This is a genomic window from Paenibacillus sp. H1-7 (assembly GCF_022354825.1).
GTDB lineage: Bacteria > Bacillota > Bacilli > Paenibacillales > NBRC-103111 > Paenibacillus_S.
Genome location: NZ_CP031168.1, coordinates 2,703,102 through 2,724,277, shown reverse-complemented (window position 1 = coordinate 2,724,277; position 21,176 = coordinate 2,703,102). Strand labels below are relative to the sequence as shown.

Genomic DNA, 21,176 nt, shown 5'->3' with positions numbered 1-21,176 from the left:
GCGGAATCATGGATTGGCAGTGCTTCGCTCACAGCATTACCGTTCCGGAGGAGTCGCTTCCGCGGGGAGGTTTTCCGGCATATTGCTCGATGCTCCGGAAGGCGCAGGCTGTTCCGAGATTGTCGGTCCGTAAACGACTATCGAGCCGTCCTCGCGGAAAGCCATCCTGTCCATACAAACTTGACGGTTGCCGCCACCCGCCTTAGGATCTGTATGGGTGTGATAAACCATAAATAATTCCGAGCCATCCGGCGATACCGTTACACTATGATGGCCCGGGCCTGAGATCTTCTCGCTATCGGTGAACAGGATCGGGTTCGCCTCATATTTCGTGAACGGTCCTAAGGGCTCGCTGCTTGTGGCATAACCGACGGAGTAATCCCGTTCCGCGAAGCAATTAGCCGAATACATCAAATAATAGAGCCGGTTATGCTTCACTACAAAAGGCCCTTCATTCCACCGCCAGCTCTCTCCGGATTTAAACTCCCATTCCTGATCAGGCTTCAGCAGGAGCTTGCCTTCCTGTTTGGGTGTCAGCATGTCATCCAGCAACTCGAATCCGTAAATATGGCTTTCCCTACGGCCGTCAACGATATTTTCGGAGCAATCCCTGGAATAATAGAGAAACTTACGCCCGTTCTCTTCTACCATCACGTGGGCATCAATCGCCGCATAACCGAAATCAAACATCGGACAGTCCAATATATCGACGAACGGCCCTGCCGGATGGTCGGCGATGGCAACGCCAATCCTTAAACTATCCTTCTCCTTCCAACGGGCTGTATAGTACATGTAAAAACGGTTTTGATGCTCCACAACCTCGGGAGCCCAAAATTGCTTGTAGCCCCAAGCCTTTTTATTTTTTACTTTTTCATAAACGAATCCTTCATCCTTCCAATGGATCAAATCGTCGGAGGACCATGCTTTAAACCCGAGATTGTTGCCTGCAGCATAGGTAGGATAACAATAATACCGTCCATTAGATGCTTTCAAGATGAACGGATCGCCAATCTGTTGAATAGCCAAAGGATTGCAATAGGTTAGTTGACCCACGTTTGTTCACTCCCTTTTCGGTTCATGGCTGTTCCTTAGTCTTTCATCTGAAGAAAAGCCTTTAAAGATTTACTTATTTGTTGTAAGACGCAATGATGCCCGTAACTCAAATCAAGCTGCATCAGTAGAGCTCTCAGCGCAAGCGTATGATCGCCAAGCGTTATGTTCCCCTCACCACGGCGCAAGCTTTTCGGGCAGCGGATCGATCGTCTCCGCCATACGATGGCACAGCAGCTCCATCATCCGAAGCTTGACGCTCGCATGCTCGGACGAGCTCCACAAATTCCGTCTTTCCCCCGGATCCGTCTCCAGATCATAAAGCTCGCCGTCCTGGCGCGTATGATACACGACGAGTTTATGCGTACGGTCCCGTACCATCATCGCGTACTCCATGCCATAAGGCTTCCTGTTGCTGCTCTCGTAAGCTTCACAATACACATCGCTGCGATGATCCGCCGTCTCGCCGCTCCACAGCTTCATCAGCGATTTCCCTTGCATGCCGGGGTGACGCTCGATACCGGCTGCCTCCAGGAACGTCGGCGCAAGATCGACAAGCTCGACGAAAGTGGACGGGCGAACAGGCTGCTTGATGACGGCAGGCCACGAAACGATCAGCGGCACGTGTACGGACGGCTCATAGAAATGCGCCCCTTTCAAATAGACGCCGTGATCGCCGAGCAGCTCTCCGTGGTCCGACATGAACACGACGATCGTGTTGTCCAGCTGTCCGGTACGCTCCAGCGCCTCGAGCATACGTCCGACCTGGTCGTCGATCAGTTCCACCATCGCGTAGTAAGCCGCCGTCAAATACCGGTGATCGGAATCCGACATTTTGTTGAAAGGGTATAGCTTCGGATTGGCGTAAGCTCCTTGATGGTCTCTTCTCTGACCGCTCGTTTTCGATTCCGGCTCGCCCTCGTAATAGTTCGGCAGAGGCAGTTCATCAAGCATGTTCAGATACCGCTTCAAGTAGCTTTCCGGAGGATCAAACGGATGATGAGGAGCAAAGATGTTGACCGAGAACACCCACGGCTGCCGCTTCCCCTCATGGGCTTGGATGTAATCGATCGCTTTCTCTGCGCACCAGGCCGCTTGATGGTCCTCCGCGTCCGGACCGTACACCACATATTCGCAGCCTTCCACCGGCCGCGCAGGAAACTTCTTCCCCTTCGCCCGCAGCCATTGGCTGTATTCGTTCGTCGCCCAATCGTCCTTTGGATGGTGAGACCAGTGGAACATATCGTATCCGTCGTCGATTCTGCGCTCCGTTCCGTGAGAGGCAGTCGGGAAGCAGGCGGACAGATGCAGCTTGCCGGACAGTCCGCACGTGTAGCCTGCATCATGCAGCAGCTTGGTAACGAGTACCTCGCTGTCCGGAATGTTCTGCCCGTTCTTGCGCAGCCGGACTGTGCGCGGATAGCGGCCGGTCAGGAAGCTTCCCCTGCTCGGTGCGCAAACTGTCGATTGGCTGTATGCGTTTTCAAACAGCAAGCCGTTCGAGGCAAGCTTGTCGATATTCGGCGTCCTAACGTACTGGTTGCCGTAGCAGCCAAGCGAATCGAACCGCTGCTGGTCGGTGCAAATCCATAGTATGTTTGGTTTGTCACTCATGCAGTGTACCTCCATCAATGTTGAATTCGATTATGTGTCAAAATATATCATTAATTCGTATGGTAATATATAGCCCAATCGATTAGCTATGTTTCATTTTCGATTAATGAATGAACTGTAACAATGAACTGAAGGAAGGGCTTACCTCCGTATCGGACATTAATTTCGTGGCGTTAAAAAAGAAGAACCCGGTCGAAAATCCCAGGTTCCTCCCATGCTCCTCTTACTATCGGATAACTCCATGTCCGTGTCCGTTTATTCCGCTCAATGTGCTCGATTCAACAGCCAATGACTTCATGTTGAGAAGCCATGTTACTGCTTGTCTACTTTCTCCCTGTACCGTTTCCGGTACTCTCTAGCGCTCAAGCCTTCCAATTTGACGAACGATCGGCTGAACATATTCTGGTTCTGATAGCCGATCATTTCCGCGATGTCGCGGATCGGAATTTCCGTATTGACAAGCAGCTCCTTCGTTCGCTTCATTCTGGCCTGCTGCAAATATTCCATGGGAGATTCGCCGAACGTTTTGCGGAACAGCAGCCGCAGATGGCTCTGGCTAATATACACGTTTCGCGCCAAATCTCCGATTTTCATAGTTTGATTCAAGTGCTTCTCAATATAGCTGCACGCCGTCTGGATTCTCGGATCGATCGTCACCGGCTGCTCGAGCAGGAACGGACGCATCAGCCTATAAAATTGATCAGGCGCCGAACAAGCTTTGTACGTATAGTAGCGCTTCCGTCTCGTCCGCACTGACGTTTGCTGCCTTTTTCTGGGCTTCGAGCTCCGAGATGTTCTTGATGGCCAGTTGGTTCAAAATGTGATTCGTCTCTCTCAGAAGCGTGTAGGATAGATCGATTAGCTCCTGGAAACGTGTCTGGTCCTGTATGACCGATACGATCGGAAACCGGTACATGTCCACAAACTCCAACGAGCCAAGCTTCAGGTCACAGCAAACCGTAATGTACCTAAACAACTCGCGGTCGTTCGCATCTGCTTCTACGTAGCGAATCGTATGCGGCGGGATGACGACCAGATCTCCGCGTTTAATTTCATACGTTTTCTCATGAATCGTAATATGCCTTCTGCCGCCCAATATAAGCCATATGATTGTGTGAGGATAGGCGATTTTGCCGACACCCATGTCCGGTCTGAAATTCCATTCAATAATCCAATTCAATTTCAAGGAGAGGTTTTTGAGAAAACTTACAGCCTGGATGTGTCCCATTTCCGGCACCTCATTTGAAGCTTTTTACATCCTATTATACTGTTTTCACAAATCGCCTACTAGGTTATTTCACGACGACGCTAGTTAACTTTAATATTCTCGTTTAATTGTAAAGAAAGAGCCCCGAATTGTTCCCGCAAGCTTAGACTTTTGTCTAGCAAATTTAAATTTCCCTTCTAACTCCTTTGGTACCTCCATCCCCTCAGATAGCTTAAAACCAACGGCCCGCTTCTTAGGATCATCAACCGTGTACATGACGTTGACCACAAGGCCATCCTCATAAAAGACATAGGCCATTTTGATATTGTCCACTTGAAACCGCGATGTTTCTAAAGGATTGGCCGTAAACTCAATATCACGTTCTTCATTTAAAATTCGGTTCACATAAACTAGAGTCTCCTGACTTTCGCTAGCTGGAACTACCGTAAATTCATGTTTATATTTGTTCATATAGTAACGGGCTTCATTAGCACGTAAACCCGCAAGCGCTTCTGCTATAGGGGAAGGCTCTAAACCAACCGTGGACACATGATTAAAATTTACGATATAGGACATTTGCTTTTCTCCTCTTATTCTTGATTTGCGTACAAAAGCGACTACAAGTTAGTTCATCTTCACCTTAAAGCCTGCGGCTCTTCGGACGAAGCGCCCACGAGACGAGAACGAGAATTACAAAACCAAGGGGGATGATTATGTGGTACGCATAAGCCCCGTAGTCTCCCACGAATGCATGTGATGCAGCTGCGCCTGTCATTCCAAAGAAAATGCCCGCGTATGCCCATTCTTTAAGCCTCGAAAAACCCGGCACGAGGAGGGCTATCGTCCCGAGCACTTTCCAAATCCCGAGTATGGTCAGAAAGTACACCGGATACCCTACAATCTCCACCGTCCCTAGCGTCCCCCATTGATGGGTTAGCTCCCCAATGCCTCCGCTCCCTAAAAAGAACGCTAGCAGCGAAGTTGTAACCCAATAAGCGATAATTTTTCCTCGGGTCTGATTTTCTACTTTCGCGGTTGTTTCCGTACCGATAATCGTACTCATTTGTTCCCTCCTCATAATTGATTCCATTGGAACTCACTCCGGTTGCAGACTTTCAAAAGCAGCTATTTGTTAATTAGACACCGTTCGGTGTCTCATTTATTATAGGACACCATTTAGTGTCGTGTCAACAAGACTTTTTACCGTCAGTCGGTAAAACAAGGATCCTCATCCGACTGAGCTATCCTATTCCCGTCATCAGACAAAAAAACACCGTCCCAATTATGGGATCGGCATTTTGGCAAAGATGAGGTTTACTTAACGATGGACACCAACCTCATTTGTTTTATTAATGAATAGCATCCAACGCTCGCCTGACTTTTCTTGCAAAAACAAGAGGTCTCTCAACCGCTTCAATATTAATATAAATCAAGCGGGGCTGCTCGAATAGCCATTCGTTACGGACAGAAGTAACTATTATTCCTTGATTGCGAATAGCCCTAATGAATTTATTGACTTCTTTCTCTAAGAATGCCGCTCTTCCTAAACAAAGCGCTCTGCCGGTTCTTTCATTTAAAGATTCGAACGAAAAAGAAGACGTTACTTGAAATCTTTTCCTCAGAATTGTTGCTCTTATTTCATTTCGATTGATCGTCGAGACGCATTTTCCACCGGCAAACCCTTGTTCACCCCCGATAATCCTTGAGAACCGCTCGCAAAGCGTAACGGTACGGGACATCCTTCATTCCTCCCCTGTTTTTCAATTATGGTATGAGTACATGGACAGGATTGAACCGGATTATTGTCTAACTTATTTTGTTTTCATCCCCGGAGAAATACCTATGGCATTCCGCATGAAACCGAAGGGAAGATGAACGCAGCTTTTCACGGAAATGATTTAATGATATTTGACATTAACCCTGATCAGGACGATCATATCGCCGGCCCATAGCAAAGCTATTTACGGGGTCAGTGGCGTTTATCCGATTTCGTTGAAGATTACCGTAAACGCTTTTCTGAGTGGAAGTATTATCACGGTTTATTCCAGAAAAGCACGATGTACGAGGGTGCATGGCGAATTCCGCTTATCATTGCGGATCCGAGGCGACAAAAGTGGAGACAAGCAGCGACTAGCAGAATGGATGGATCTGCATCCAACCATTCTGGACTTCGCCGGTGTCGAGTATAAGAAGAGCAGCTTGGATGGCAAATCGTTAGTTTCACTATTACAAGGAGAGGCTGTCCAGCAAAAACCTTTCTCCACCACAACAAAATCGCAAAACCGGAACCCCATCGGAGCCCCGGTCCTCAACCTACCCAACTTCACTCAACTTCCCATCCCGAAAATACACAACCCGCTTCGCTTGCTGCGCAATCGCAAGGTCGTGCGTAATCAACACAATCGTCCTGCCGTGCTGATTTAAACTTTTGAATATATTTAAAATCTCCATGCCCGTCTTGGAATCCAGCGCCCCTGTCGGCTCATCCGCCAGTATAATTGCAGGATCCCCAGCCAACGTCCGCGCTATCGCAGCCCGCTGCTGCTGACCGCCCGAAAGCTCCGACGGCAGATGCCGCCTGCGGTCCACCATATCCACCGCTTCCAGCGCCTGCATGACAAGCGGCTCCCGTTCCTTCTTACTCATGCCCCGATAAATGAGCGGAAGCTCCACATTCTCATAAGCATTAAGCTGAGGCAGCAGGTTAAAGCTCTGGAAGACAAAGCCGATCTTCCGATTCCTAATCTCAGCCAGCTGCGCATCTTTGAGACGATTAATCTCCTTCCCATCGAGAACATATGCCCCATGATCCGCCACGTCCAAGCAGCCTAAAATGTTCATCAGCGTCGACTTCCCCGACCCCGACGGCCCCATAATCGCCACGAACTCGCTGTGAACAATCTCTAACGAAACATCATCCAACGCTCGAATCGTTTCCCCGCCAATCACATAGTTCTTGCTCACATGCTCCAACTGGATTAAGGTCATACGCTTCGCCTCCATTATCTGAAACCAAATAAATGAAGTATGCGACTCATCCGCTACGTCAGACCGACCTTACTTTTTCGCCTTATAAAACTCATGGTACAGCTTCATCAGCGCCCGCTTCTCAATCCGCGACACGTACGAGCGGCTGATGCCGAGCTCCTTCGCAATTTCCCGCTGTGTCCGCTCTTCTCCGCCATGCTCCAGACCGAAACGGCCCACCACGACCTCTTTCTCGCGGTCATCAAGAATATCCAAATTTTTGTAAATTTTGCTCTTCTCGATTTTTAGCTGCACTTTGTCCACGACATCATCGGCTTCCGTACCGAGAATATCGATCAATGTAATCTCATTTCCCTCCTTGTCCGTACCGATAGGGTCGTGCAGCGAAACGTCCTTGCGCGTTTTCTTAAGCGAACGAAGATGCATCAAAATCTCGTTCTCGATACATCTCGCTGCGAACGTCGCCAATTTGGTGCCTTTATCCGGCGAGAACGATTCGATCGCTTTGATCAGCCCGATGGTTCCTATCGAGATTAAGTCCTCCAGATCTTCCCCCGTGTTATCGAATTTTTTGACGATATGAGCAACAAGCCGCAAATTATGTTCAATCAATAAATTACGCGAGTGTTGATTGCCTTGGGCCATTAAGCGAAGGTGCTTTTCTTCTTCATCCTCTGCTAGAGGCTGCGGAAAAGCGTTGTTTTTCACGTAAGAGACCAGAAGCATTAATTCTTTAATAAACAGAGCAATTGCGGAAAAAAATCCAGGCACTTCAGCCACCCCCTGAGCGTAGTTGCGGAGCCGAAAGCTGATACGGGAGGCGTCCGCTATAGTGATTACTACCATTTTATGTAGGCTATAGCCTGGAAGTGCCTGTACGGACTAAAAAATAGTGCTGCTTGCCGCTCTTTACTACGTTCAATCTATGTTAAGGCTATGACGGATCCGGTTCATCCTTCTTGTCAAGCTCGCTTGCCGGCAGCAAGTCGGCTAAATAGGTAGTGGAATACGTTTTGCTCCATCCTGGGTCATCTCTCACCCGCTTCCACAGCAGGGCAGCCGTTTTCATCCGGTCCTTGATTCCTCTCGTCGCCGGATCGGCGTTAAAATCCCGGACAAACCGGTTCCATTGGTATGTAGCCTCTTCGGAAGAGGCGGCAGCAGGCGCATCCGTCTTTCCTTCGTATACACGGATCAGATCGGCAACCGTCATCTCGAGGTTTCCGGTTCGTTCGGCTTCTCTTAGAGCGGCAGCCATTTCTTTAGTAAATGAAAACCGCTCCTTTCCATAGTATCGCGCAAAAAACTCCCTCGCCTGCCGGTTAAACTTGAAGCCTTCCGGGATAAGCCGCGTCTGAGGCGTGATTTCCCGTGGTGAAGCCTTTTTGCGTATTCGCGTATGGCTTTCTCTCGCATCTGCGATGGTTTCGCCGGACAAAAAGCCTTCGACCCGCTGCTGCATTTCCGCTTTGGTACCTTGAGGGGACAAACCGATGGATTTGCAAATGCCGGCTAACTCCGCCTTATACCAGTAATGCCGCCGGAACTCCGCTACCGTGAGCTGCTCCGAGAAAGGAGGGCGCTCCATTACACATTCTCTCCATTCCATTCATTATAAAATTGCTGCAAATATTGCTCCATAAACCGGTGCCGGGACTTCGCCAATCGTTTGCCGCTGTCCGTGTTCATCAAGTCCGCCAGCTTGAACAGCTTCTCGTAAAAGTGATGGACCGCCGACGCCTCTCCTTTGCGGTATTCCTCGTAGGTAATCTCCGTCCGTACCGGCTGCTCCGGGTCGTAGATCAGATGCCCTTTCCAGCCGGCATAGGCAAAGGTCCGGGCAATCCCAATGGCGCCAAGCGCATCGAGACGGTCCGCATCCTGTACAACTTGGGCTTCCTTGGTCGTCACCGGACGGTTATGCCCGCCCTTGTAGGAGATCGTAGCTATAATCTCCAGCACGTGATTTGCGACTTTTTCTTCCGTGTCGTGCGCCTGAAGCCAATTCCGTACCTTGTTCATACCGGCTTCGGCCGAAGGATTCAGCTTCTCGTCGGCCACGTCATGAAGAAGAGCGGCCAATTCACAGACGAACAAATCCGCCTGCTCTTCCATGGCCAGCAAGCGTGCGGTCCGGGCAACCCTGGCGATATGCCACCAGTCATGTCCGCTAGAGTCCGCTTCCAGCTCTTTTTTGGCAAAGGCTGCTGCTTCGAGTAATATCGTCTCTTTGTTCATGTGCTTTTGATTATCCCTTCTCTTGGTAAGCTTAATGGATTGAATTCAGTATACCTTACTTTGCTTGAGCGGCAAATTCCCCCAAAAGGCAACGGTACAACTATACAATCATCATTGGCTAGTGCCGCATATGCTACTAAACATGTGAGCAACTCAGTTATGTAAACAGAGTAAGGAGTGGACAATGTGCTATTAGGATTCGTGGAAGTTAGTATCACGGAAGGCTTGAATGCAGGTATAGTCAAATTAATCTTGAACTGCGGATACGATCGGCCGGGCGATCTACATATGATTCAAAACCGCGCCGGGCTGCAGCTGAAACACGGTAAAGCCGAAAGGGAAGTAACATTTGTCGAGGAACAAGGCGATGAATGCTTTTTCAGCTATATTGAGATCAGCCCTGAACTGGCCAAAACGCTCGCCATAAAGGATGGCCAGCGGTTCTCCCTCACCTATTTGGAGGATACGAAGACCGTTATGATGAAGAGGATCGTAACCAGCACCGCTTACGGCTATCTGCTGCAGGAAACGAGAAAGCACCGCGACGATGTCATCGTCATTGGCTATGCGCTGTTAAGCAAGCTCGGTATTCCCGAATCCGTCTCCGGCAATGCGATTGCCGTAAAGAGCGGCAATATGAGCAAACGGGCAAGACTGATCATTCCGGTGAACGAGCTGGATGAGACCTTCCGTCTCACCTCGGCTATTCGGACATCGTTAGGCCTTGCTTCAGGGAAAACTTGGAGGCTGACCTACAATCAAACGACGAAAACGCTCCTAATTGCCTCTTCAACAACTGCAGTTACCCGTTTTTCCAGAAACACTACGGGAACACGGCGTATCTCGAAGCAATGATACTCGCCATGGTCATGAAGATATGTATAACATAACTTAACCATTTTTGGATAAAGAAAATTTAATATCCATTTATTGCTAACCCCTTATCTATAAACCCTCTCGGCATTGTATAGTAAATACAGTCCAACTACTGCGGGAGGTATGAAGGTTGAAATGGCTTGTCTTGCTCCATGTGTTTACAGCCATAATCGGTGTGGGGCCAACTTATTTTTTGCATGTTTTGTACAGAACAAGACAATCTGCGGGAGAGTTCAAGCATGCGCTGCGTCTGGGAAGCTTGCTCGATTTATTTCCGAAAGTAGGAGGCAGCCTCTCGGTTATTAGCGGGATTATGCTGGTAGCGTGGTCACCGGTACGATTTCTCGATTTGTGGATTATCGGCTCTCTCCTATTGTACGCTTTGATACAAATTGTCATCATTGGGGTCGTCACACCGAGGCAAAAGCAGCTGAGAGCCATTTTGGAGCAGCGCGAAGAGCTGCAGGACAAGGACATGCTGCCGGGAGATATTCAAGCGAGTATCGCTTCGATTAATAACTGGCTGTACCTCGTCTCCGCTATGGGCATCGTTCTGTTTATTCTCATGATTTTGAAGCCGGTGCTATAAATGAGAACAACCTCCGATCCGGCTAAGCGGATGGAGGTTGGATATCTACGAGAAATGCATTCGCCGTGTGCAGGTACAGGCAGATTGATGGAAGTCGGAGCTACAGGCTGGCGATCAGATGGGCAAGCAATGCCGATCGAACCGGAATATCTGCAAGCTCCACATATTCGCCCGGAGCATGGGCGAAGTCGCCGCTTGCCCCTAGACCGTCGAGCGTAGGCACACCACAGGCGGCGGTGAAGTTTCCGTCGCTAACGCCGCCTGTCGCCGTCTCCGCAAGGTCGAGACCGAGCTCTTCGCGCGCTATACACTGCGCGAGCTCGAACAGCCGCGCGCTCTCCGGCGTGCGCTCCATCGGCGGCCGCATCATTCGGCCGCTCACCGACACCCGCGCCAGCGGGTGATACGGCGCGAGCGCAAGCAGCGCCGCATGCACGCGTTCGGCCTCGGCCAGAGTCGGCACGCGAACGTCGATCTCCGCTTCGGCATAATCGGCCACCACGTTGGTGCCGATGCCGCCCCGGACTATCCCGACGTTCACGTTGGTGCCGACCGCCGGGTCAGACATCGCGTGCAGCCGCTGGATCTGCAGTGCCATTTCCTGGATCGCGGATACGCCGCGATCCGGCGCAACCCCCGCGTGCGCGGATACGCCGCGCACCTCGAGCCTGTACCGCCCGCTGCCCTTGCGTGCGGTTTTGAGCGCGCCCGTGGGAGCCATAGGCGGCTCCAGCACGAGGGCGGCGCATGCATCGCGCGCGAGCTCTTCAATCAGCCCGCGCGATGACGGGCTGCCGATTTCTTCGTCGCTGTTGAGAAACATCGCGACCTGCGTATCCGCAGGCCACATGCCGCTGTCCTGCAGCGCCTTCAAGGCATAGAACGCCTGCAGCACGCCGGCCTTCATATCGTACACGCCGGGGCCGTACGCCTTGCCGTCTCGGATGGCGAACGGCCGCCGGGCGGCTTCGCCTTCCGGCCATACGGTATCGTAATGGCCTACGAGCAGGATGCGGCGCGATCCCGTACCGGCTTCCACCAGCAGGCGGTCGCCCGCCTCCGGGTGAGTGAGCCTCTGTACGTTTGCATCGAGCAGCTGATGCGCCAACGTGGCGAACCAGTCGGCCATCCGGTCGTTATGCGCTTTGCTTTTCGACGGAGAGTCCATGTTGACGCAGGCTTCGAGCCGCATCAGCAGCTCCGGCATTTGATTTTGAATATATCCAAGTAATAACATCGATCTACATAACCTTTCTAGATGAAACCATTTTTGACTGGAAAAATCTTTATTATCAATGAGCCTGGGAGTTCGAGCCGAACAACCGGTCCAGACCGTAAACGAACTCAAGAAGCAATATAAATACAAGGCTGAGCAATATTACGACCGACGAGATCGAGGCGACCAGAGGGTCCAACGTCTCCTGCATATAGCTGAAAATAGCCAAAGGCAGCGTCGTCATAGACGGAGAGACGAGGAACAGTGATACCGTCACATTGTCAAACGAGGTCAGGAACGAAAAGATAAAGCCCGAAATAATGGCCGGCTTCAGCAGCGGAAGCGTAATGTCCCGGAACACTTGACCCGGCTTCGCTCCCAAAATGTAAGCCGCTCTCTCCAACGTATAATCGTAGGAGCTCAAACCGGTTAACGTCAGCCGGACGACAAATGGCACCGAAATGAGAATATGGGTGGCCAGCAGTCCCCAGAACGTTCCGGCAATGGCGATCCGCGTAAAAAAGAGCAGCGCTGCGATCCCGATAATGAGAGAGGGAATCGTAAGCGGCGAGAGCATCAGTGCATGGATGAGCTTTTTGCCGGGGAAGCTGTATTTATGCAGCGCCAAGGCGCAGAGCGTTCCAACCAGCGTGGCAAGCACCGCAGTTACGGCCGCAAGCTCGAGACTGAATACGAAAGCGTCGATAAATTCAGGCCGGTCGGCGATTTTCTCATACCATTTGAATGAGAAGCCTTCCGGCGGAAACGACAGCACGTTTTTGGAAGTAAGCGATACCGGGATAACAACTAGAAGCGGCGAAATGACGAACAGAACGACGCAGAACGTAATGAGGCCAAGCAGTGGAAATCGCCGCATCATGATGAGAACACCTCTTTATACCGTTTCGTTTCGATAATTCGCGTGAACAATGTTACCAGAGCATAGGTGGAGGCCAGCAGCAAGAAGGATAACGCTGCGCCAAGCGGCCAGTTCAAGGTCGCCATAATTTTCTCGTAGGCAATGACGGGCAGAACCTTAACCGAGGTTCCTCCCATTAATGCCGGTGTGACAAAAGCGCTCATCGACAAGCTGAATACAAGCGTAATCCCTGCTATCATTCCCGGCAGACTTAACGGAAGCGTAATGGTCAGGAACGACCGGAGACGCGAAGCGCCTAAGATGCCCGCAGCCTTATAGAGAGAAGAATCGATCGAATACAGGCTGGTTGCAATCGACAGCACCATATAGACGATGAATGAGTCGGTCAAGCCGATAACGACGCCCAGCTCGTTATATAACAAGCGAAGCGGTTTATCGATGAGGCCGAGCTTCAGAAGCGTCGTGTTGATCCACCCCTTCTCACCTAGAATGACGACCCAGCCGAAGTTACGGATAACCACGCTGATCAGATGCGGAGAAATGATAAGAAAGGTGACGATCCCCCGCATTTTACCTGTCGTCCTCGCCATAAACATGGCTACCGGATAAGCCAGCACTAACGTTACGATGACGGTATACAGGCTAACCCGGATCGTTCTCCACAAAATGCCGATGTAGTACGGGTCCTGTACGAATAACAAGTAGTTTTGAACCGAGAACTGCTGGTGCTCGTTTTGAACGCTTTGCAAGAAGATATAAAGCATCGGAATAAGAAAAGCTCCCAGCAGCACGATAAGACCGGGGGTCAGCAGCAGGAGCGCCGTGCGCAGCGAACCTTTTGAGGCAATCGTTGAGGCAGCCATCGCTTACCGCTCCTTTCCCGGGAAAACAAATACATCGTCGATGTTCCAGTGCAGCGACACGGCTTGGCCTTCCTGAAGCCGACCCTGCAGCTCCGCCGATTGCACACGGACCATCAGCGTCTCGCCCCCGACCGCAACCTCGCACTCCACGAACGCCCCTAGGAAGGAAAGCTGCTTCACTTGCCCTTGCACAGCTGTCCATTCGGGAGAACCGGATGCCTGAGCTTCATCCAGCGACAATACGATTTTTTCCGGGCGAATATAGATCGACACGTCATCCCCTGCAGCGAAGCTTCCGGACTTCGGATTCGCCCTCAGCTCGAACGGAAGTTTCGATCCTCCTGCTCCGAGAAGCAGACGGGAGTTCTCCATGCCCTTTACCTTTCCGATAATCCGGTTGGATTTGCCGATGAACGTATGCACGAATTCGCTGGCCGGAGCATTGTAAATATCCCACGGGGTTCCGATTTGTTCGACTTTCCCATGGTCGAGCACGACGATCCGGTCGGACAAGTACAGCGCTTCCTCCTGATCGTGCGTAACAAAAATGGTCGTCACGCCGGTTTCCTTATGCAATCTTTTCAGCTCGTCCCTTAGCTCTTCTCTCAGCTTGGCGTCCAGGTTGCTGAGCGGTTCGTCGAGCAGCAGCAGCGATGGCTCCGTTACCAGAGCGCGGGCGATGGCGATACGTTGTCTTTGCCCGCCGGACAGCTGCTTCGGATAACGGTCGGCTACATGGGGCAGCTTCACCAGCTCCAGCACGCGTTGTACCCGCTCGGTGATGTCCGCCTTCGGCACTTTGCGCAGCTTCAAGCCGTACGCCACATTGTCTGCGACCGTCATATGAGGGAACAGCGAATACGTCTGAAACACCATGCCCAGGTCTCTCTTGTTGGCGGGTACGCCGTTCATCCGTTGGCCCTTTATGATCAAATCGCCTTGATCGGGATCAAGGAAGCCTGCGATCATATTGAGTGTCGTCGTTTTCCCGCACCCCGAAGGGCCGAGGAAGGAGATGCATTCTCCCTGCTCGATTTGCAAATTAAAATTGTCCACAACCACGTTCGGACCGAACGTTTTTCTTATGCCGTGCAGCTCTACATCATACATTTTACTCACTTTGCTCACCTATTTTCCTACATGGGGTGCAATCTCTTTGTTGAAACGGTCAATCCACTCCGGCGTTTTGGTGCCAACGGCTTCCAAGTCGAACTTCACAACCTTGCTGCGGTCGAATTCAAGCAGCTTTGCCGTATCATCCGGCAGCTTTACGTTCGTCACCGGATTATAGTACAGCTTGCTCGCGTACATCTTCTGCACATCGTCCGATAGCAGGAACTCGATGAACAGCTTTGCCGCATTAGGATTTTTGGCGCCTTTGATGATGGTAGCTACATTCGGCACCAGATTCGCGCCTTCCTTAGGGACGACGAATTTCAAATCCAGTCCGGCGTCCTTTTGCACCAGGCTGCGGGCCATTGTCCATGTGGCGTAGGCTGCGCTCTTGTTTTGCAGGTTTTGCTGCAGCTGAGCCGCACTTTTGGCGAACGTCGGCATATAGCCTGCGATCGTTTTCATTTTGGCGAAGCCTGCATCCATATTCTTCTCGTTACCGCCATTGGCATAAGCGAGCATGATGAGCGTGGAGCGCCCGAAGTTGCTGGAGATTTCGGACAGCGTCAAATTTCCTTTCATTTCCGGACGGGCCAGATCGTTCCACGATGTCGGAACCGGCAAGTTTTTCTCCTTCAACATCGCCTCGTTATACGAAATGCCCATTGGGGTAAAGTTGACGGCGACGCCGGTGTTGTCCTTCACCTTCAGTTCGTCCGGAACCTTCTTCATGCTTGGGATATCTTTATCGTTAAGCGTGTCCCACAAACCCTCTACGCGACCCGCCTCCTGCTCCCCGCCTTCTACAATCGTCACGTCCATTTGAGGTGAAGCCTTCTGAGCTTTCGCTTTGGCAACGATTTCAGTGGAAACGCCGGATACATATGTCAGCTTCACATCGGGATACTTCTCGTTGAACTTCTTGAAAATTTCATCCTTCATCAGCTGCTCGACCGTTGCGCCGTTACCGGCCACAACCAGCTGCTTTTCCGGTTTGAGCCCGCCTTCTGCAGCCTTTCCTTCCCCTGCCGGAGCAGCGGGCTTGTCCGCCGATGTCCCACAGCCTGCCAGTATGCTTCCGAACAGCATGACTGCCGATAATACGGAAATAGTCTTTTTCTTCATGTAAAATGATCCTCCCTTTTTATAATTGCGATGTATCCTTGCCAAGGAATTCGCCGGTAATCACCTGAAACCAAGCTATTACAGCAAATGACCTTTACAATTCAGAAAATTAACTTGTTCACTATACGTGAACGATGTATACTATATGTGAATCATAAACCGATTCTAGCATGGTTATCCGTTTTTTTCAATTACAAATGTTTACGCTTTCGTCTTAGAGAAAGACTTCTTACGAGGTTCATTAACTGATGAGCGACCTTACAATTTTGCTTTAGCAAAACTTGCTTCGTAAGCCCAGGCAGTTTTTATCGCCGTATAGATTTTACATCCGATGCCTGAGGACACTTATAAATATTATTGTGGTGAAAAAATGTTTCGGTTATGATAAAATACCAATATTTGCGTAATTGTCTAAGGGAGAGGAAGCATATGGAAACGTATTTATCTTCCGTAAAAAACAGCTGTCATCTGCTAAAGCTGTTTCTCGATACATCCAGCAAGGAGCTCGGCGTTACGGATCTAAGCAAGCGTCTCGGTCTATCCAAAGGCGCCGTTCATAAGCTTCTCATTACGTTGGAGAGTGAAGGGCTTATTAGGCAAAATCCGGCGAATAAGCTCTATTCCCTCGGCTATACGCTGCTGGAGCTAGGAAATAAAGTGCTTAAGGATCACAACATGGTAGAGTTCGCAAGACCGCATCTACTTTCGCTGGCGTCAACGACCAAGGAGCTTGTCTGTTTGTGCGTCATCGACGGCAAAGACGCGATCTACGTTGATAAAATCGATTCGCAATATCCGATTCGGTTCGATATCGAGGTGTATCGGCGGTTTCCGCTGTATGCCACCTCGGCTTCCAGGTCCATCCTGGCGTTTCAGCCGAAGGAAATCATCGACGCCGTGTTGGGCGAGGATCTGCGCACGTTTACTCCATATTCGTTGAAATCGCCGGGAGAAATCGAGCAGCGGCTTGATGCGATAAGGGAGCGTGGCTACGAAGTAAGCTCCAACCTCCGTAACGTCGGTGTGACGGGTATCGCTGCACCTATCTACGATGCATCCGGACAAGTCATCGCCTCCATTAGCACGATAGGTCCTTCCGACCGGATGACGGAATCCCAGGAGCAGTGGATCTCTGCGGTTCTCGAGACGACCCGCAACCTATCCGCAGGCTTAGGCTATAAGAAAATGTACGGTTAAAGATGCTGCCGTAATACAGCCAAAAGCAGCTGCCCATCCATAGATGGCAGCTGCTTTATTGTTATAAGCGCCTTAATTATTCCTTGATCGAGCCGACTAACCGCTTGGCTTCACCCGTCGGTGTCGTGATCGATTCGTAAATATTTACGGTGAGCGGATATTCCTGTTCATCGGTTTTCAGATTATCGAATGGGATGATCTGCGTGCCGCTGACGAGACGATTGACGCCTGTGAAGCTTAACGTTTTGACCGATAGCAGCTTGCCTGTTGGGTCCACCAGCTCCAGCGTCATTTTGGAAAAGCTTTGATCCACGATGACTTGCTCCTGCCGTTCGATATCCAGATCGAGCTTGAGCTTGTATGAGAATGTCGTCGGAGCAGGCGACGTAACCGGAGCCATATTCGTTCTGGCCGACAGCTGCCACAGGTTCATTTTAACCTTGAACGGATAGAAGGACAGCTCATCCTCATTCACCGTATTTGTTTGCAGCGAGATCCGGTAGGCTCCAATCGTTGTCGAAGCCGGTGCGGCCGTTTTGGTATCGACTAGTTTCAGCACAAAGTTCCGATCCTTCATCTCCGCAGGCATAATGTAGGAATAGCTGATCACATACGATGTATTCGGCATAATATCCTGGGTCGTCGTTGTTTGTCTGCTGCCGGCGTAGGACAGGCCGGATTCGGTCACAAGCTTCGTCTGGAACTGAGGCAGCGGAAGCGGCTGCTCGCCCTTATTGTTCAGCTTGAATTTCCCGATGACGGTCTGGTAGCCTTCGCCTTCATTCTCATGCATGTGCATCTCAACCAACGATACGTCCATATTCGGATCGATAGCGTCCGACAGCGCGTCGAATCGGAACGGCGTATTGTATTCGTAAGCATTGCCTTCGATTGAAATATCCGACTGTCCTCCCGATGGCAGCGCGATGTTCAGGCGGCCGACGGAATACGAGGTCTGTGTCGGCGTTCCTTTGGCATCCAGCTGCTTGAACGTTTCCGTCGTCAGCAGGTTCAAGCTGGCCAAGGACGTATCTTTCTCAATAGCGACGGTATAGTGGATGTAGCGCTGCTCTTGAGGATCGAGAGAAATTGGCCCTTGCTCCACCCTTTTGCCGGGGAATACGTTCGGATCCGAGCCGGTTTGGTTCGCCGTCCGCCCATCCAGGCTGAACTCCGGCAGCGTTTCTTTTTTGCCGGAAGGGTTCTCAACCAGCAGCTTCACCGTCGTTACCGTCCCCTGCTGCGTCGTATCTTTCTGTACCGCAACCGGAGTGTAGACTAGCGGAGAGTCGATATTCGGTATACGGAACGTTTCTCCCCATGTTTTCTTGTATTCAGGTTCGGTGATTTCAGACAAGGGACCACTCCATATGTTGCTAGATACTGGAATGTTCAACAGCGTTGTTTCGGTTTTGGGATACGTGTACCAGTCGACGGAGAACCAGGACAGCCCGGTCAAGCTAACTTGATCTTTGCGGTCCACTGTTGCCATATAGCTCAATTCCTCGGTTGTGTTAGGGCGGATCGCATGAGCGTTAAAAACGCTCGCCTGCAGTGTGTATTCGTAACCGTCGGCAGTTGTAACCCGCAGATCCGTTTCCGGTATTTTAATAACCTTCGAGCTGTTGCTCTTCATCCGGATGGTTGCGGCGATTCGCAGTCCGTCGGAAGTGGCTTCGTTCAATAGGCTTTTGACTTCTACACTTAAGGAATCCGTTAGTTGATATACGGTCACCGCCTGTTCGGGAGCGATGAAGCTGATCCCCGCCGGAAGTGCCGAAGCGGATGCCTCGACGGCTCCACTTAATTGTCCCATGGTCAATAAAGACAAACCAAAAACGATTGCCAAAGATTTTCTGTTCGTACTCATGCTGCTATCTCCTCCATACCCGTCTTCACGTTCATTTTGCGGTGCTCCCACATTATCATCAATCCGATTCCTAAGGACAATATGCCGATCATCAATACAAAGACCCCGATTTCCGCTGTAAAATATGACAAGCTGCCTCCGCGATAGCCGATGCCGCGAATGAACTTGAACAACCAGGTCAAAGGAAGCATGTGGCTTATCACTTGGATCGGATAAGGGAATATAATCGTCGCTACCTGCACGCCGGACAGCATAAAGGACGGATATACAATGGCGTATGTCCTCAGAGCCACCTTAGACGGCTCCGACGCCGACCATCCTACCAGCATCCCCATATAGGAGATCGTCAGCGTATATAACAGCAGGGGAATGACAAAAGCGGTCGCGCTGCCTGCGAACCTCAAGCCGCCCAGCTGCTTCAGCATCCCGAACGCCAGCAGCAGACTGATGCACGTGATTACCGCGTACGGCACGACCCTCAGCCATAAACCTAGCGGCCGCTTCAGCGCTTGCGCCAACGTACCTTCTACCCGCAGTCTCGGGACGATTGAAGCGGTGGCGATAGCGGTAATTCCCAGCGCAACTACGTTGACAAAGCCTATAACCATGAAGCCGATAAAATCGGAGGTCGGATTGTACAGCAGACGCTGCTGCATCGATATCGGAGCGGCAATTCCCGCTGCGCTTTCATCGCTAAGTCCCATTACTTTCAGTTTGCCGACCGACAGAGACAAATTCTCGATGGTGATCAGCTCTTGAATGCCGTTACGAATATTGCCTACAGCAGAGGGCATCGTGTTGTCGATCAATACCCCCACGTTCACCTGCTTGCCTTGGTACCTCAGCTGCTCCATGCCTCTCGGCAAGTAGATGACGGCTATGTATTTCTCGTTTGCCAGCAATGTATCGGGCTGTACCGCTTGGTAGAACACATCGGTCACATTCATATATTGCGATGCGTTCACCTTTTCGGTAAACTGCCGGCTGTATATGCTGTTGTCTTCATCGACGACTGCAATCGGCGCTTCGTTAATCTGGCTGTTCTGGAACATATATCCGAACAGGGCGGCTACAAGCAGCGGAGCGATCAGAATCGCCGGAATGAACTTGCTCGTAAGCGCAAATCGCCATTCATCGAGCTGGGATCTCATCGACATGTACCTCCGCAGTCATTCCCGGCAGCAGCTTGTCGGTCCGGTCAATGTAAATTCTCGCTTGGAATGTGTTCAAGTCGGCCGTACCTTTCTCACGGCTCATTCTTAAGCTTGCGAATTGCGGTGCAGCCGTTACGAAATGGACCCGGCCATCCAGTACTTGATCCGGCAGCGCAGCAAAATGCACCGGTATGGTCATATCCGGCTTCAGCTTGCCGACCTGCTGCTCACTGACGTACAGATCGAAGTACAGCTTCTCCGTCTCGATGATGACGACAGGAGCGCCGGATCCTACGTTCTCGCCCGTCTTGGGAACGATCTTCACGACCTTGCCGTCCGACGGCGCCTTCAAGGTCATCCGATCCTTCTGGATCTGCAGCGATTGCAGCAGGATGTTCTGCTGCTCCAGCTGCTTCGCCAGAGCGTCCAATCCGATTCGCTGATTGTCGATATCTTCTTGACCCAGCTGGTTTTGCTCCAGTACGGCTTGAGCTTTGTCCGCCATAAGAGCAGCCTGCTGACGCTCCTCCTTGGTCGCGCCGTTCGTCATTTTATCCAGCACGGCCTGCTGCTGATTTCGCGCATTCTCGAGCGTAGTCAGCTGGTTTTTGGCGTTCTCCATCGCATCTCTGTGGTCCTTGTAGGAGTAAGGGTTCTTATCGTAGGTTTCCTCCATATTCAACAGCTGGTTATACAGCTTCAAGGCGTGGTTGTAGGAATCGGACGCTGCTGTAACAGCCAGCCTCTGTCTCTCGATATCTTCGGATCGTGCCCCTTCCTCCACCTGCTGCTGCGATGTCTTGGCTTGGGCCACTCCGATTTGCGCCTGCTTCAATGCATTGTTCAGCTTTTCCTGGGCGACCTGGAGCCCGTCCTGGCTCTGCTTCAGCTTCAACGTCGTAACCTCAATGTCGGCCTGCGCCTTTTGCAGCTGCAAATCGATGTCCGTCGGGTCGAGGGTCAGCAGCACATCCCCTTTCTTCACAGGCTGTTCCTCCTGGATCGGCACACCGACAACCTTGCCTCCAACGCCTTGAAAAGATATGTTCACTTGCTCCGCCGTCACAATGCTCGCCTTCTGATTGGCGGCCAACGTTACCGCATCCTTGCCTTCTGCGGACAGCATGAAACCTCCGCCCCCCAAAGCAATGGCCAATACAGCCAATACCGCTGCATTCCGTTTCATTTCTCTCTCT

22 protein-coding genes are annotated in these 21,176 nt (G+C 51.1%); 3 read left to right on the top strand and 19 right to left on the bottom strand.

Annotated features, from left to right (window positions below; genetic code table 11):
• Positions 1–36: 36 nt before the first annotated feature.
• The 11 genes from DVH26_RS12180 to DVH26_RS12130 all read right to left on the bottom strand — a co-directional run bounded on the left by DVH26_RS12180 (position 37) and on the right by DVH26_RS12130 (position 9,097).
• Complete coding sequence (locus DVH26_RS12180) at positions 37–1,053, bottom strand: glycoside hydrolase family 43 protein (protein WP_239633951.1); 1,017 nt, start codon at positions 1,051–1,053, stop codon at positions 37–39.
• Between the two features lie 171 nt (positions 1,054–1,224).
• Entirely contained in the window at positions 1,225–2,664 is a 1,440-nt protein-coding gene (locus DVH26_RS12175; RefSeq protein ID WP_239633950.1) for a sulfatase family protein, read from the bottom strand.
• Positions 2,665–2,976: 312 nt separating this feature from the next.
• A complete protein-coding gene (locus DVH26_RS12170) occupies positions 2,977–3,417 on the bottom strand; it encodes a helix-turn-helix domain-containing protein (protein WP_239633949.1) in 441 nt (146 codons plus the stop codon).
• Entirely contained in the window at positions 3,365–3,892 is a 528-nt protein-coding gene (locus DVH26_RS12165; RefSeq protein ID WP_239633948.1) for an AraC family ligand binding domain-containing protein, read from the bottom strand. The genes DVH26_RS12170 and DVH26_RS12165 overlap by 53 nt, the downstream gene beginning before the upstream one ends.
• Before the next feature lie 90 nt (positions 3,893–3,982).
• Positions 3,983–4,447: a phage tail protein gene (locus tag DVH26_RS12160; protein ID WP_239633947.1), complete on the bottom strand. Its 465-nt coding sequence runs from the start codon at positions 4,445–4,447 to the stop codon at positions 3,983–3,985.
• 64 nt (positions 4,448–4,511) lie between these two features.
• Complete coding sequence (locus DVH26_RS12155; protein WP_239633946.1) at positions 4,512–4,934, bottom strand: DoxX family protein; 423 nt, start codon at positions 4,932–4,934, stop codon at positions 4,512–4,514.
• Positions 4,935–5,220: 286 nt separating this feature from the next.
• On the bottom strand, positions 5,221–5,610 hold the full coding sequence (locus tag DVH26_RS12150; protein WP_239633945.1) for a DUF1259 domain-containing protein: 390 nt from the start codon (positions 5,608–5,610) through the stop codon (positions 5,221–5,223).
• Between the two features lie 574 nt (positions 5,611–6,184).
• A complete protein-coding gene (locus DVH26_RS12145; protein ID WP_239633944.1) occupies positions 6,185–6,859 on the bottom strand; it encodes an ABC transporter ATP-binding protein in 675 nt (224 codons plus the stop codon).
• 69 nt (positions 6,860–6,928) lie between these two features.
• Entirely contained in the window at positions 6,929–7,630 is a 702-nt protein-coding gene (gene sigK / locus DVH26_RS12140) for an RNA polymerase sporulation sigma factor SigK (protein WP_239633943.1), read from the bottom strand.
• A 163-nt stretch (positions 7,631–7,793) separates the two neighbouring features.
• Complete coding sequence (locus DVH26_RS12135; RefSeq protein ID WP_239633942.1) at positions 7,794–8,447, bottom strand: SAP domain-containing protein; 654 nt, start codon at positions 8,445–8,447, stop codon at positions 7,794–7,796.
• Positions 8,447–9,097 carry an HD domain-containing protein gene (locus tag DVH26_RS12130; protein ID WP_239633941.1) on the bottom strand — a complete coding sequence of 217 codons (651 nt, stop codon included), beginning with the start codon at positions 9,095–9,097 and terminating at the stop codon, positions 8,447–8,449. Before DVH26_RS12130 ends, DVH26_RS12135 begins: the two co-directional genes overlap by 1 nt.
• A gap of 186 nt (positions 9,098–9,283) precedes the next feature.
• Here DVH26_RS12130 and DVH26_RS12125 point away from each other — a divergent pair, with 186 nt between their 5' ends.
• Together DVH26_RS12125 and DVH26_RS12120 are read left to right on the top strand one after the other, a co-directional pair.
• A complete protein-coding gene (locus DVH26_RS12125) occupies positions 9,284–9,952 on the top strand; it encodes a hypothetical protein (RefSeq protein ID WP_239633940.1) in 669 nt (222 codons plus the stop codon).
• Between the two features lie 151 nt (positions 9,953–10,103).
• Positions 10,104–10,562, top strand: a complete 459-nt coding sequence (locus DVH26_RS12120; RefSeq protein WP_239633939.1) for a DUF2269 family protein — start codon at positions 10,104–10,106, stop codon at positions 10,560–10,562.
• Positions 10,563–10,662: 100 nt separating this feature from the next.
• On the opposite strand, the gene DVH26_RS12115 is transcribed toward DVH26_RS12120, so the two are convergent.
• Genes DVH26_RS12115 through DVH26_RS12095 form a run of 5 tightly spaced genes read right to left on the bottom strand, consistent with a single transcriptional unit; the run spans position 10,663 to position 15,759 of the window.
• Complete coding sequence (locus tag DVH26_RS12115; RefSeq protein ID WP_239633938.1) at positions 10,663–11,799, bottom strand: M20 family metallopeptidase; 1,137 nt, start codon at positions 11,797–11,799, stop codon at positions 10,663–10,665.
• A 55-nt stretch (positions 11,800–11,854) separates the two neighbouring features.
• Positions 11,855–12,658 carry an ABC transporter permease gene (locus tag DVH26_RS12110; RefSeq protein WP_379460809.1) on the bottom strand — a complete coding sequence of 268 codons (804 nt, stop codon included), beginning with the start codon at positions 12,656–12,658 and terminating at the stop codon, positions 11,855–11,857.
• Positions 12,655–13,521 carry an ABC transporter permease gene (locus DVH26_RS12105; RefSeq protein ID WP_239633937.1) on the bottom strand — a complete coding sequence of 289 codons (867 nt, stop codon included), beginning with the start codon at positions 13,519–13,521 and terminating at the stop codon, positions 12,655–12,657. Before DVH26_RS12105 ends, DVH26_RS12110 begins: the two co-directional genes overlap by 4 nt.
• Before the next feature lie 3 nt (positions 13,522–13,524).
• Positions 13,525–14,640, bottom strand: a complete 1,116-nt coding sequence (locus tag DVH26_RS12100; RefSeq protein ID WP_239633936.1) for an ABC transporter ATP-binding protein — start codon at positions 14,638–14,640, stop codon at positions 13,525–13,527.
• 9 nt (positions 14,641–14,649) lie between these two features.
• Positions 14,650–15,759 carry an ABC transporter substrate-binding protein gene (locus tag DVH26_RS12095; RefSeq protein WP_239633935.1) on the bottom strand — a complete coding sequence of 370 codons (1,110 nt, stop codon included), beginning with the start codon at positions 15,757–15,759 and terminating at the stop codon, positions 14,650–14,652.
• A gap of 429 nt (positions 15,760–16,188) precedes the next feature.
• On the opposite strand from DVH26_RS12095, the gene DVH26_RS12090 reads away from it, so the two are divergent.
• Positions 16,189–16,956, top strand: a complete 768-nt coding sequence (locus DVH26_RS12090) for an IclR family transcriptional regulator (RefSeq protein ID WP_239633934.1) — start codon at positions 16,189–16,191, stop codon at positions 16,954–16,956.
• A gap of 76 nt (positions 16,957–17,032) precedes the next feature.
• Here the strand turns inward: DVH26_RS12090 and DVH26_RS12085 are convergent, their stop codons facing one another.
• The 3 genes from DVH26_RS12085 to DVH26_RS12075 are packed head-to-tail and all read right to left on the bottom strand — an operon-like array spanning position 17,033 to position 21,166.
• Positions 17,033–18,826 carry a hypothetical protein gene (locus tag DVH26_RS12085; RefSeq protein ID WP_239633933.1) on the bottom strand — a complete coding sequence of 598 codons (1,794 nt, stop codon included), beginning with the start codon at positions 18,824–18,826 and terminating at the stop codon, positions 17,033–17,035.
• Positions 18,823–19,977 carry an ABC transporter permease gene (locus DVH26_RS12080; RefSeq protein WP_239633932.1) on the bottom strand — a complete coding sequence of 385 codons (1,155 nt, stop codon included), beginning with the start codon at positions 19,975–19,977 and terminating at the stop codon, positions 18,823–18,825. The genes DVH26_RS12085 and DVH26_RS12080 overlap by 4 nt, the downstream gene beginning before the upstream one ends.
• Positions 19,958–21,166, bottom strand: coding sequence for an HlyD family secretion protein (locus DVH26_RS12075; protein WP_239633931.1), 1,209 nt, complete (start codon positions 21,164–21,166; stop codon positions 19,958–19,960). The genes DVH26_RS12080 and DVH26_RS12075 overlap by 20 nt, the downstream gene beginning before the upstream one ends.
• Between the last annotated feature and the right edge of the window lie 10 nt (positions 21,167–21,176).